This is a genomic window from Kutzneria sp. 744 (assembly GCF_000568255.1).
GTDB lineage: Bacteria > Actinomycetota > Actinomycetes > Mycobacteriales > Pseudonocardiaceae > Kutzneria.
The window spans coordinates 7,822,810-7,835,244 of sequence record NZ_KK037166.1 but is presented as its reverse complement, the minus strand read 5'-3'; the positions used below and the strand labels follow the sequence as shown (position 1 = coordinate 7,835,244).

Below are 12,435 nucleotides of genomic sequence, written 5' to 3'. Positions count from 1 at the left end.
CCGATGACCGGACCTTTCACGCCGGGCGGGACCGTGTCCCCCAACGCCTTCCCGTGTGGCGGCTGTGGCGCGCGCGTCGAGTTCGCGCCCGGCACGACCGCCATGCGCTGCCCGTACTGCGGGTACGAGCAGCAGATCAGCCACGGCGACCGGCAGATCCAGGAGCACGCGTTAGCCGAGCTCGGGAGCCTGCCGCGCAAGCCCGTCGCGCAACTGGCCGCGTACGTCTACGTGTGCCAGCGCTGCGCCGCGCAGACCCAGAGCAACGACACCGCGACCCTGTGCCAGTTCTGCGGCAGTCCGCTGGTGCTCGATCCCCAGGCCAGCGGGCAGATCATGCCCGAGGCCGTGCTGCCGTTCATGCTGGACCGCAACGGGGTTCGCGAGTCGCTGCGCAAGTGGATCAAGTCCCGCTGGTTCGCGCCCAACGCGCTGAAGAAGGTCAGCGAGGCCGAGTCGACCAAGGGCACCTACGTGCCGCACTGGACCTACGACTCGCAGACCTACTCCAGCTACTCCGGGGCGCGTGGCGAGCACTACTACGTCACCGAGACCTTCACCAACAGCGAGGGCCGGACCGAGACCCGGCAGGTGCAGAAGACCCGCTGGTACCCGGTTTCCGGTCAGGTCAGCCGGTTCTTCGACGACGTGCTGGTGCCCGGCAACACCACCAACGTGCCGCCGGCCAAGGTCGACGCGCTCGCCCCGTGGCCGCTGCCCGAGGCCGCCCCGTTCGCCCCGCAGTACATGGCCGGCTTCACCTCGCTTCGTTACGACGTCGAGCCCGAGACCGGCCTCGACGAAGCCAAGCGGCGGATGTCCTCGGTCATCCACGACGACTGCCGGCGCGACATCGGCGGTGACGAGCAGCGGGTCGACGGCGTCAACACCAACTACACCGCCCTGACCTTCAAGCTCATGCTGCTGCCCATCTGGATCGCCTGCTACCTCTACGGCGGCAAGACCTGGCAGATCCTGGTCAACGGCCGCACCGGCGAGGTGCACGGGGAACGCCCGTACAGCAGGCTGAAGATCTTCCTGTTCGCCCTGGCCTGCCTGGCGGTGCTGGTCGTGGTCCTCTACCTCTGGCTGCACGGCCACAGCACCACAACCTCGACCCACCCCACCACAACCCACCATCGATAGCTGCTGATGCTGTGAAAGGACCATTCCTCACGTTCAGCGAGAGGAATGGTCCTTTCCACACGTCAGAGCAGGGCGGCGAGGCGGGGGGGTTCGGGGGCGTGGCTTCGGGCGTAGAGGTCCCGGGCCTCGCGCCAGTGCGGCAGCGCCGCCTCCGACCCGACCGTGGCCATCAGGGCGATGCCCAGCACGCACAACGTCTTGGCCACGCCCAGCTTCTCCCCGCATTCCCGTTGCACGGACAGGGCTTCGGCCGCCAACTCCACGGCCCGCCCCGGCTGCGGGCCGAACAGGGCGACGTCGGCCAGCACGGACAGGGCCTGCCCCTCCAACGCCCGGTAGCCGACGTCGCGAGCAAGGCTCAGGGCGTGCTGGGCGTAGTCGGTGGCGTGCGCGAGGCTGCCGGTGGGAATCAGGTTGGCGGCCATGGTGATCAGGCCGTAGCACTCGTCGTAGCGGGCGCCGATCGCCCGGGCCAGGGTCACCGCCCGCTCGCACGGCTCGGTGTCGCCGGTGACCACTCCCAGCACGATCAGCACGTACGCCTCGGTGCGCACGGAGGCGATGTCGCCGGCGATCTCCACCGCCGTGCGGGCGGCGGCCAACGCCTCCTCGGACCGTCCGGCGGCGTGCTGAACCAGCGCGACGTACGCCTGCGACTGGGCTTCGTCGATGCGCGCGCCGAGTTCACGGCTGCACGCCAGCCCGGCGGTGCAGCTGTCCAGTGCCTCGTCGAGATCGCCCCGCTGGTACAGCGCCCCGCCGAGGAAGGTCAGCATGGTGCCCTCCGCCCGGGGATTGATCTCCCGCTGCACGGTCAGGGCCCGGCGGCAGAAGTCGATGGACCGGTCGACCTCGCCCCGTTGCTGGCACAGCACACCGAGGTTGATCAGCGTCATGCCCTCGATGTACCGGCTGCCCATCCGCAGCCCGGCCCGCAGCGCCTGCTCGTAGTGCGTGGCGGCCTGCGCCAGCTCGCCGGTGGATTCGCTGACCAGCCCTAGGTTGTTGAGCACGGCCGCCTGCCCGTGGACCCAGTCGGTCGAACGGAACAACGTCAGCGCGGACGTCCAGAGCTCGGTCGCCTCGGCGTACTGGTTCACGGCGTAGTTGGCGGTGCCGAGGCTGAACAGGGCCGCCGCCCGGGCCCGGCCGTCCTCGGTGGACAGTGCGAGGGCCAGGCGAGCCACCGCGAACCAGTCGGCGATTTCCCCGCGCTGGTAAAGGTAAGCCCGGATGGCGTCGGCCAGATGCAAGGCGTGTTCCGTCAGCCCGGCCCGGGCCGCGTGGTGAATGGCCGCCACGAGGCTGGGCCGCTCCGCGTCCAGCCAGGCCAGTGCCGACGACAGGTTGACGAACAGGTCCTTGGACGTCGGTGCGGGCACGAGCTGGAGCATGTGCGGGTACAGCACACCGACCGCCGCGCGGGTGTGCCGCAGGTAGTCGTCGAGCAGCCACCGCAACACATTCGCTCGCTTTTCGGGGCTGTCCTCGTCGTATGAGCGCTCACGGGCGTAGTGCCGCAACAGATCGTGGCAGGTGTAGCGGCCGGGCACGGGTTGGTCGACGAGGTGCGCGGCGGCCAGCTGATCCAGCAATCTTGCCGTCTTGCAAGGGGTTTGCTCGATCAGCGCCGCCGCGGACTCGGCGCTGACGTCCGGTCCGGGCACCAATCCCAGGCGGCGGAACAGCTCCTGCGCCTCCGGCTTCAGTCCCGAGTACGACAGGTCGAACGCGGCATGCACGGCGTTCTGCTCGTCGCCGTCGATTCGCAGCGACGCCAACAGGTCGCCCTGGGTCAGCGCGGCGACGTGATCGGCGATCGGCCGCCACGGATGATTGGCCAGCTGCGCCGCGGTGATCCGCAGCGCCAGCGGCAGATGCGCGCAGGTGCTGGCGAGCACCGCCGCCGCCTCCAGGTCGGTGTCGATCCGCTCCGCGCCGATCATCCGGCGCAGCAGGGAAAGCGCTTCCTCCGGGGACATCACCTCCAGTGCCAGCCGCTGCGCCCCTTCCAGGGCGACCAGTCCGTCGAGGCGATCGCGGCTGGTGATCAGCACCCGGCAGCCGGCGCCGGCCGGCAGCAGCGGCCGCACCTGCTCCGCGCTGACCGCATTGTCCAGCAGCACCAACACTTTCCGGTCGGCCAGCAGCGTGCGGTACATGCCCGTCGCCTCGGCCAGGTCGACCGGAACCTGATCCGGCGGCACGCCGACGGCCCGCAGGAACTGGGACAGCGCGTGCAGCGGCTGCACCGGCGGCCCGACCGAGTAGCCGTTGAGGTTGACGTAGAGCTGGCCGTCCGGGAACTGCGCCCGGACCCGGTGCCCCCACTGGACCGCCAGCGCGGTCTTGCCGACGCCGGCCGTGCCGACGACGACCTTCACCGGGCCGCCGGCGTCCAGGGTGGCGAACTGGGCCTCGCGGCCGGTGAAGTCGCCGATGGCCGGCGGCAGCAGCGCCGGCGCGGTCATCGCCACCGACGGCTGGTTCGACCTGGTCGTCAGCGCCTGGTCGTTGCGCAGGATCGACAGCTCCAGCCGGGCCAGCTCCTCGCCCGGGTCGATGCCCAGCTCCCGGCCAGCAGCGTCCGAGTCCGCCGCGACACCGCCAGCGCCCGGCTGCTCTGGCCGCCGCGGTGCAGCGCCAGCATCAGCTGCCCGACCAGGCGTTCGCGGGTCGGATGGTGGTCCACGAGCGTGGTCAGCTCGCCCAGCGCATCCTGGTGCCGGGCCAGCCGCAGCAGCACGTCGAACCGGTCCTCCAGCGCCACCAGCCGGGCCTCGGTGACGCCGCCGACCAGCTGGTCGATCACCTCCGGGTCGGCCGTGTCGACCAGCGCCGGCCCCCGCCACAGCGCCAACGCCTCGTCCAGCAGGCCCAGGCGGGTCGGATCGTCGGCCGCCGCACGGGCCTGCGCGACCAGGGCCTGGAACCGGTGCACGTCGATCAGCATCGGATCGGCCCGCAGCTGGTAGCCGGAGCCGCGGGTCACCACCGCCAGGTCGGCCTTGGCCTCCGAGAGCAGGGAACGGATGCTCGACACCGACACCCGCACCGCGTGCGAGGCCGTGCGGGGCGGCCGCACCGGCCACACCAGCTCGACCAGCCGGTCCACCGACACCAGCCGGTTGACCTCCATCGCCAGCACCGCGAGCACGAGCCGGCGCTGACGCGGCCCGAGGTCGACCACCGTCGCCCCGATCCGCGCCTGCACCGGCCCGAGCAACCGAAGTTCCATACGTCCCCCAGGACATTCGCCACCTGGGTGTTCAGGAGCACGCCAGCCGGTCGTGGATACACGAATGGCGCTCGTCCCCCAGGGACGAGCGCCACCCGGCCAGCGAGAATCAGGCTTCTGCCATGCCCGCCACGATCGACGTGCGGGCCGCCCGGCGGGCCGGCATCAGGGCCGCCACCACCGCGGCGAGGATCGCCGCCAGCAGCAGCACGCCCAGCTGACCGCCGGGGATCGCCAGGCCGAGCTGGAGATCCGGGCTGGAGATGGCCTGGATCAGCACCCAGGCGAACGCGCCGCCCAGGACCACGCCCATCAGCGCGCCCATCACGCCCATCAGCACCGACTCGATCACCAGCATGAACCGCAGCTGGCCCTTGGTCAGGCCCAGCGCCCGCAGCAGCGCCGACTCCCGCGTCCGCTCCAGCACCGACAGGCCCAGCGTGTTGGCGATGCCGAACAGGGCGATCACCACCGCCAGCCCGATCAGCGCCCACATCAGCGCCAGCAGGCTGTCGATCTGCGCGTTGAGCTGCTCCTTGGTCGCCGCCGCGCTGTTCACCTCGGCCACCGCGACGTTGGCCGTGGCCTTGTCCATGGCGTTCTGGCCGTCGCCGACCGAGACGCCCGGCTTCATCTTGACCAGGACCTGGGTGTAGCCGATGACCTTGGGCGCGATGGCCGCGAACGTGTCCAGCGTGACCAGGCCGTCGCCCAGCTCGTTGGCGTCGTAGATGGCCACGAGCTTGAGCATCTTGTTGGCGTCGGGCGTGCTGACCAGCAGCTGGTCGCCCAGCTTGGCCGTGCCCACGGCCGACTTGTTCAGCGCGATCGTGCCCGGGCCGACCTGGCTCAGGTCGCCGCTGACCAGCTTCGGGTTGACCATGGTGCCGATCGCCGACTTGTCGATGCCCTGAATGCCCTGGTCGCCGGACTGCGCGACCGTCATGACGGTCTGGGTGGTCGCGGCGACCTGCGCGATCTGCGGCACCGACTTGAGCTGGCCGGGCAGCGTGGCCGGCAGCGGGTGGTCGTAGACCGAGGAGGCGACCGTGAAGTCGGCCGGGAACCGCTTGTCCACCTCGGCGCCGGCGGCCTGCTTGCCGCTGGTGGCGACCACCGTGACCATCGTGACGATGGTGACGCCGATGACCAGCGCCGCCGTGGTGGCCGCGGTGCGGCGCGGGTTGCGGCCGGCGTTGGCCGTGGCCAGCTTGGCCGGCACGCCGAACAGCAGCGAGGGAACCGCCCCGAGCACCTTGTTGATCGGGCCGACGATGAGCGGGCCGAGCACGATCACGCCCAGCAGCATCACCATCGTGCCGCCGCCGACCGGGAACAGCGCCGAGTCCGGGTCCTTCAGGTTCATGCCCAGGCCGATCAGGCCGGCGCCGGCGAGCAGCAGCAGCACCGCGCTGACCGTCCTGAGCACGCCGGTGCGGCGGACCTCGTCGTGGCTGTCCGGCTGGCTGCGCAGCGCCGCCAGCGGGGCCACCTTGGTCGCGCGCAGGGCCGGCAGGCCCGCCGACGCCACCGTGACGACAACGCCGATCGCGAAGGCCGCGATCACCACCGTGCCGGACATCGGCAGGCTCACCGCGGCCGTCGAGCCGTCGAACCAGGCGACCGCCTTCTGCAGCACCGCGGCCAGCCCGATGCCCACGCCCAGGCCGAGCACCGAGGCGATCAGGCCCATCACGAACGCCTCCAGCAGCACGCTGCCGAACACCTGGTGGCGTTCCGCGCCGATGCAGCGCAGCAGCGCCAGCTCACGGGTGCGCTGGGCGACCAGGATCGTGAACGTGTTGTAGATGACCATCGCCGCGACCACGAGCGAGATCAGCGCGAAGATCAGCATGAAGTTGGTCAGGCCGCCCGTGCCGCGGCCGGCGTGCTGCAGCGTCTCCTGGGTGATGGCGTCGCCGGTCTGCACCTTGTAGTCGGCGCCCAGCTGGGCCGAGATCCGGTCTACCAGCTGCTGCTGGCTCACGCCCGGAGCCGCCGCCGCCACGACCTGGTAGACACCGGACTGCTTGTCCAGCTTGGAGATCCCGCTCGGGGTCAGCAGCACCTGCTGGTCCGACAGCGACAGAGCGTTGCTGCCCTGGCTGTAGGTGCCCACCACCGTCAGCGGCACCGGCTGGTCGGTCTGGCCCAGCACCGACACCTTCTGGCCGACGCCGATGCCGGTCGACTTGGCCGTGCGGACGTCCAGGGCGATCTCGTTGTCCGCCTTGGGGTACGCGCCCTCGACGAGGTCGAACTCCTGCAGCTGCGGCGTCGTCTCGATGGTCGAGGCGAACGCCTGCACCGCCTTGCCGTTGGACTTGATCAGCGGCAGCGTGCCGCCGCCCCGGCCGTCCGCCCCCGCGACGCCCGGAATCCTGCGGATCGTGTCCACCGCGTCCTGGGTCAGCTTCGGCGGGTTGTTGGAGCGGATCGCCGCGCTGTCCTGGTTGACCGTGACCGACGCGTCCACTCCCCCGCGTCTGGCGGGCCAGGTTGTCGTGCACCTGTGCGTTGAGGGCGTTGCCCAGGATCAGCGTGCCGCTGACGAAGGCGACGCCGAGGATGATCGCTATCGACGACAGCACCATCCGCGCCGTGCGGGCGCGCAGACCCGCGAGCGTGGCCCGGAACATCACGCTCCCAGGTGCTTGAGGGCCGACAGGACCGAGTCGGCGGTCGGCTGGTTGATCTCACCCGCGAGCCGGCCGTCGGCCAGCAGCACCACGCGGTCCGCGTACGAGGCGGCCACCGGGTCGTGCGTCACCATGATCACCGTCTGGCCCAGCTTGCGGACCGACATGCGCAGGAAGTCCAGCACCTCCGCGCCCGAGCGGGAGTCCAGGTTGCCCGTCGGCTCGTCCGCGAACACCACCTCCGGCCGCGCCACCAGGGCCCGCGCGCACGCCACCCGCTGCTGCTGGCCGCCCGACAGCTCGCTCGGCTTGTGCCCCAGCCGCTGCCGCAGGCCGATCGTGTCGACAATCGTGTCGTACCAGGCCTTGTCCGGCTTCCGGCCGGCCAACTCCAGGCCCAGCAGGATGTTCTGCTCCGCCGTCAGCGTCGGCAGCAGGTTGAACGACTGGAACACGAAGCCCACCCGGTCCCGGCGCAGCCTCGTCAGGTCCCGGTCCGACAGCGTCGTGATGTCCGTCTGTCCGATGTAGACCTGGCCGTTGTTCACCGAGTCCAGTCCGGCCAGGCAGTGCATCAGCGTCGACTTGCCCGAGCCCGACGGCCCCATGATCGCCGTGAACCTCCCGGCCGCGAACGCCACGCTCACGCCGTCCAGGGCCCGCACCGCCGTGTCGCCCCGGCCGTACACCTTGACCAGCTCCCGTGCCTGGACCGCGGTCCGGAGTCCGACGTCGGACGCCACAGCAGACATGTGCCTTGCTCCTTCACCTGGAAGTCGATGAGGCAGAACCTATGGCCCCCTCCCGTCGCCCAACATCCACTCGCGGGCGGGAAACGCCGTCGTCCTCAGGGCTGACCCCCGTCATCCCGAAGGAGTACAACCCGGGCGCCGGTGGCGCGTCCCGGTCTTTCGGCCCCTCGTGAACGAAGAGGAAACGCCTCTGCCCCGCGGTCTGGCTTGTCAGGATTCGAGGAGGCCGCGGTCGTAGGCGGTGGCGACGGCTTCGGCGCGGCGGCTGGCGCCGAGTTTGGCCATGATGCGGGAGAGGTGGACGCTGACGGTCTTCTCGCTGATGTAGAGCTCCTCGCCGACCTCGCGGTTGGTGCGGCCCAGGGCGACGAGGGAGAGAACGGAGCGCTCGCGAGGGGTGAGGAGGTCGACGGTGTCGCGGGGGACGGCGTCGCCGAGCTGGATGCGGGAGCGGCGGGCGAGGTCGGAGAGGGCGGCGGACAGCGGGATGGCGCCGAGGCGGTCGGCGGACTCGGCGGCGAGGCGGAGCTGCTGGGCGGCCTCGTCACGGGCGTCGTCGGCGAGGAGAGCGGCGGCGAGGCGCCACCGGGCGAGGGCGCGCTCGTAGCTGTGGCCGTAGCCGAAGGCGTCGACGACACGGCGCCAGGCCTGGGGATCGCCGGTGCCGTCGTCGAGACGGGTGATCTCGGCGGCGAGCCGGAGCTGCCAGGCAAGGCCCTCGGGACCGAGCTTTCCGCTGCGGGGGCGGGACTTGGCGGCGAGGGAGCCGAGGTCGGCGAAGCGGGCCGCGGAGTCGAGCACGGAGGTCTCCGGATCACGACGGCGGCGGTCGCGGCGGGCGAGGTCGGCGGCGGCGGAGACACCAAGGGCGGCAAGGTGGATCACGCCGGTGAGGCCCGGCTCGATGGACTCCAGGGTGTCGATGCCGTCCTCGGCGGCGGCGAGGGCCAGGTCGGGGCGGCCCCGCCAGCCGTGCAGCTCGACGGCGGCGGCGGTGCAGAACAGGGGCAGCTGGAAGTCGCGGCGCCACTCGGGGCGGAGCCGCTGGAGCAGGAGCTCGGCCTGGTCGAGGCGGCCGGCGCCGACCTCGGTGGGCAGGCCGGAGGCGGCGACGATGGCGGTGCCGAGGTTGGCGACGGGGTCCCCGGGCAGCCGGGCGGCCTCGGCGCTGCCGGCCCAGTCGCCGGCGACGTAGCGAGCGACGGCCAGCAGCGCACGAAGCTGGAAACCCGAAGGGCTCCAGGACAATCCATTCTTCTCGGAGCGGCGCAGGCCCTCGGAGAAGACCTTGACGGCCTCGCCGATGAGCCCTTGCTCGTAGCGGTTGACGCCCAGGTTGAACCAGGCCCGCAGCTCGACGTTCAGGGCGCCGGCCTCGATGGCCCGGTCCCGGGCGATGATCAGACGGGAGCAGGCGTCGTCGACGAGGCCGTCCTTCTCGTCCATGACGGCGACGGTGATCAGAACGTCGGCCTCGGCGCTGCGGGAACCGGTCTGCACGGCGGAGTTGAGGGCGTCCTCGGCGGCGGCGCGGGCGCCGGGCCGGCAGACGGCGCGCATCATGCGGGCCCGAACGGCCATGACCCAGGCCCGGTTGACGGACTCGGGCTGATCGTGCACGAGCTCCCACGCCTCGTCGATGACGCCGGCGGCCTCCTGCTCGCGACCGTCCAAATTGGCCACTGCCAGGGCCAGGCGCCGCAGGGATTCGATCTTGGCGTCATCGGTGGAGATGCGCACGGCCTGACGGGCGAACGCGATGCCCCGCTCCAGCTCGCCGGCGCTGATGGCGAACATGCTGGCCATCTTGGTCAGCTTCACCTCGGTGACGCCGGCATGGGACTCGGGATCGGCGACGGCGGGCCAGATCTTCAGGGCCTGCTCGGTGTAGTGCAACGCCTCGGAGGGCGCGCCCGCGTCGTCGGCCTCGCTGGCGGCCTGCACGGAAGCGGCCAATGCCTGCGGAAGGTCGTGGCTCTCCATGCTGTGGTACGCCAGTTTCGCCGCGTTGCCACGCATTCCCGGCTCGGTCTTGATCAGCTGGGCGTACGCGGCGTGCAGCCGAACCCGTTCCCCCGGAAGGAGATCGGTGTAGATGGCCTCGCGCAGCAGAGCGTGCCGGAACGCGTAGTGCTCGTTCACATCGACCAACACGTTGTGCTGCACGGCTTCCCGCAGCGCATCCTCCAGCTCCGGCGGGGCCATGCCGGCGACCTCGTGCAGCCGCGCGTACTGAACCCGCCGGCCGCCGGCGGAAGCGGCCCGCAGCACCTGCTGCGCCGCCGGGCTGAGGCGTTCGATCCGGGCCAGCAGCACATCGGCCAACGCCGTGGGCACGCCGGGATCGTCGCAGCCGCAGTCGACGCTGCTGGCCAACAACTCCTCGGCGAAGAAGGCGTTGCCCTCGGAGCGTTCCGCGATGCGCTGCACCTGCACGTCGGTGAGGTCGTCGTCGGCCAGCGCCCGTACGAAGGCGGTGGCGTCGGAGGCGTTGAACGGCGTCAGGTCAAGGCGTTCCACCGCGGACAGCCGGACCAGCTCCGCCAGCACAGGGCGCAGCGGGTGGCGTCGGTGCAGTTCGTCGGCACGATAGGTGACGGCGACGAGCAGGCGCTGCGAGCTCAACCGGGACAGCAGGAAGGTCAACAGGTTCCGGGAGGACGAGTCGGCCCAGTGCACGTCCTCGACCGTGAGCAACACCGTGCGCTCGGCGGAAAGCTCGGCCAGCAGGCTGTGCACGGCGTCGAAGAGCTGGAGCTGCCCCAGCTCCGCGTCGTCCTCACGGCTGAGCGGCTTGACCGCCAGGTCCGGCAGCAGCCGGGCCAACGCCGGGCGGCTGTGCAGGGCCTCCGGGCGGTCGCCCCGCAGCTGCGCGAGCACGTCGGCGAACGGCAGGTACGGCAGGCCGGCCCCGGATCCGACGCACCGTCCGATGAGGACCAGGGCGCCGGCCTGCTCGGCCGTCGCCGCCAGGTCGGTCAGCAGCCGGGTCTTGCCGACGCCGGCGTCCCCCGACACCAGCACGGCCCCGGCCTGGCCCTGATCGGCCCGCGCGAGGGCGGCACGCAGGCGGGTGATCTCCGCGCTGCGTGCCACCAGCGGAATTCCGGATCCCAGGCGCGGCACGGTGGGCATGGTCGCACACCTCAGGCCGCGTGGCGGGCCGCTTTCGGGTCATGGTCGTCACTCGCGCGGTGCCGCCGGAACAGCTTGGGCAACCGGATCGGCGCGTGCTCGGCGATCGGCCGCGCCAGCTCCCTGGCCCGCGCCTGCCGGTACTCGACCTCGGCCCGGATCGACTCCGGGGCGCTGTACTCCAACATCGCTTCCTCCTCATCGGTTTCCGACAAGGTGGAGAGTTGCCCTGAGGCCGGGCCCCGGGCATCGGACGAACGCCTACCCGATCCCTTACCCGCACCCCGTGACCCCGCCTAAGCCCGAGGTAAGGCCCTTACACCCCGGCGAGTCACGCTCTCAGGCAGTGCGAATGTCGGTTTCGAGCAGACCTGACACCGCAGGCTCAGTTCTGCTCGAAACCGTATTTCGGTGTGCCGGAGAAGCGTGACTCGCGGGGGTTCAGGCGGGGGTTCTCACAGAGACCCGGGCTCTGGCGAGCCTCGCGCGGACGCCGTCGGCTTCGGGGGCGCCGAGGTCGGTCAGGACCGACAGGGAGCGCTGCCAGTGGGGTAGGGCCTGCTGGTCGCCGAGGTTGTCGAGGGCCTGGGCGATGCGGTCGTGGGCGATGCCCTGGTGGTAGACGCTGCTGGCCTCGACGGCGACCTCCAGCGCCCGCTTGGCGGCGGTCAACGCCTCGGCGCCCTCCCCCAGCGCGATCAGCGACTCGGCCAGGGTGCTCAGGCCCGCGGTCTCGCCGACGGTGTCCCCGAGCGCCCGGTAGATCTCCATCGCGGCTCGCAGCTGCTGCACGGCCTCGGTGTGCCGCTGCTCCCCGGCGTACAGGCAGGCCAGGTTGTGCAGGTTGTTGGCCTCGGCGAACTGGGAGCCGGTGCGCTTGCTGATCTCGGCCGCCCGCAGGTACTGCACCTCGGCCTCGGCCGTGCGGCCGGTGGAGGTGAGGATGTTGGCGATCGAGGTGTACGCCCGCGCCTGCCATTCCCCGTGGCCCTGACGCCGGCTCACGGAAAGCGCTTCCCGTTCCGCCTCCAGCGCCTCGTCGAATCGCTCGTGCAGCGTCAGCACCACGCCGAGGTTGTGCAGCGTGACGAACTGCGCCAACGGATCCTTCAACCGGCGCACCACGGGCGTCGCGGCCTCGTGCGTGGTCAGCCACGAGTCACGGTCGGCCAGCAGCCAGAACAGCCGGCTCAGCGTGTACGGCAGCTGCCACGCGTGCACGGACCAGCCGTGCGTGACGGCGTACGCGGCGGCGGCCAGCAGGTTGACCCGCTCCGCCTCCAACCACGCCATGGCCGTCGCCGACGAGTCGATCACGGGAATCTCGGCCGGCACGTGCGAGGGCGAGATCTTGACGTTGCCGCGCGTGATCGGCAGCAGCCCGTCGGCCAGGTCGGCGCAGTACAGGTAGTAGTCGAGCATGCGACCGGCCACGGCCCGCCGCTCGTCCTCGCTCAACTCCTCGCCGGCCAAGGTCACGCAGTACGCGCGCACGAGGTCGTGCGGCATGAACCGCCCGGGCTCG

General features: G+C 71.3%; 8 protein-coding genes. 1 reads left to right on the top strand and 7 read right to left on the bottom strand.

Going from position 1 to position 12,435, the window contains the following annotated elements:
* Nucleotides 1-3: 3 nt before the first annotated feature.
* Nucleotides 4-1,146, top strand: coding sequence for a TFIIB-type zinc ribbon-containing protein (locus KUTG_RS36050; protein ID WP_043723229.1), 1,143 nt, complete (start codon nucleotides 4-6; stop codon nucleotides 1,144-1,146).
* Nucleotides 1,147-1,208: 62 nt separating this feature from the next.
* On the opposite strand, the gene KUTG_RS54285 is transcribed toward KUTG_RS36050, so the two are convergent.
* From KUTG_RS54285 to KUTG_RS36025, 7 genes are all read right to left on the bottom strand, one after another.
* Entirely contained in the window at nucleotides 1,209-3,617 is a 2,409-nt protein-coding gene (locus KUTG_RS54285; protein WP_052395790.1) for an ATP-binding protein, read from the bottom strand.
* A gap of 29 nt (nucleotides 3,618-3,646) precedes the next feature.
* Nucleotides 3,647-4,384 (bottom strand): AfsR/SARP family transcriptional regulator, encoded by a 738-nt coding sequence (locus KUTG_RS36045; protein WP_052395789.1) that lies wholly within the window; start codon nucleotides 4,382-4,384, stop codon nucleotides 3,647-3,649.
* 109 nt (nucleotides 4,385-4,493) lie between these two features.
* The gene (locus tag KUTG_RS36040; RefSeq protein WP_232241156.1) at nucleotides 4,494-6,860 is read right to left on the bottom strand and encodes an ABC transporter permease; all 2,367 of its coding nucleotides are present in this window, start codon (nucleotides 6,858-6,860) and stop codon (nucleotides 4,494-4,496) included.
* Nucleotides 6,861-7,022: 162 nt separating this feature from the next.
* On the bottom strand, nucleotides 7,023-7,775 hold the full coding sequence (locus tag KUTG_RS36035; RefSeq protein WP_052395787.1) for an ABC transporter ATP-binding protein: 753 nt from the start codon (nucleotides 7,773-7,775) through the stop codon (nucleotides 7,023-7,025).
* A 210-nt stretch (nucleotides 7,776-7,985) separates the two neighbouring features.
* Nucleotides 7,986-10,910, bottom strand: a complete 2,925-nt coding sequence (locus tag KUTG_RS36030) for a helix-turn-helix transcriptional regulator (RefSeq protein ID WP_043723226.1) — start codon at nucleotides 10,908-10,910, stop codon at nucleotides 7,986-7,988.
* An 11-nt stretch (nucleotides 10,911-10,921) separates the two neighbouring features.
* The gene (locus tag KUTG_RS59330) at nucleotides 10,922-11,098 is read right to left on the bottom strand and encodes a hypothetical protein (RefSeq protein WP_157494992.1); all 177 of its coding nucleotides are present in this window, start codon (nucleotides 11,096-11,098) and stop codon (nucleotides 10,922-10,924) included.
* Nucleotides 11,099-11,351: 253 nt separating this feature from the next.
* A partial coding sequence (locus KUTG_RS36025; RefSeq protein WP_043723224.1) for a tetratricopeptide repeat protein occupies nucleotides 11,352-12,435 on the bottom strand: 1,084 nt, incomplete at its 5' end.

Coding starts and splice junctions, on each gene's coding strand:
- KUTG_RS36050 (WP_043723229.1), top strand. CDS start 4: ATGACCGGACCTTTCACGCCGGGCGGGACCGTGTCCCCCAACGCCTTC.
- KUTG_RS36030 (WP_043723226.1), bottom strand. CDS start 10,910: ATGCCCACCGTGCCGCGCCTGGGATCCGGAATTCCGCTGGTGGCACGC.
- KUTG_RS54285 (WP_052395790.1), bottom strand. CDS start 3,617: ATGACCGCGCCGGCGCTGCTGCCGCCGGCCATCGGCGACTTCACCGGC.
- KUTG_RS36045 (WP_052395789.1), bottom strand. CDS start 4,384: ATGGAACTTCGGTTGCTCGGGCCGGTGCAGGCGCGGATCGGGGCGACG.
- KUTG_RS36035 (WP_052395787.1), bottom strand. CDS start 7,775: ATGTCTGCTGTGGCGTCCGACGTCGGACTCCGGACCGCGGTCCAGGCA.
- KUTG_RS59330 (WP_157494992.1), bottom strand. CDS start 11,098: ATGTTGGAGTACAGCGCCCCGGAGTCGATCCGGGCCGAGGTCGAGTAC.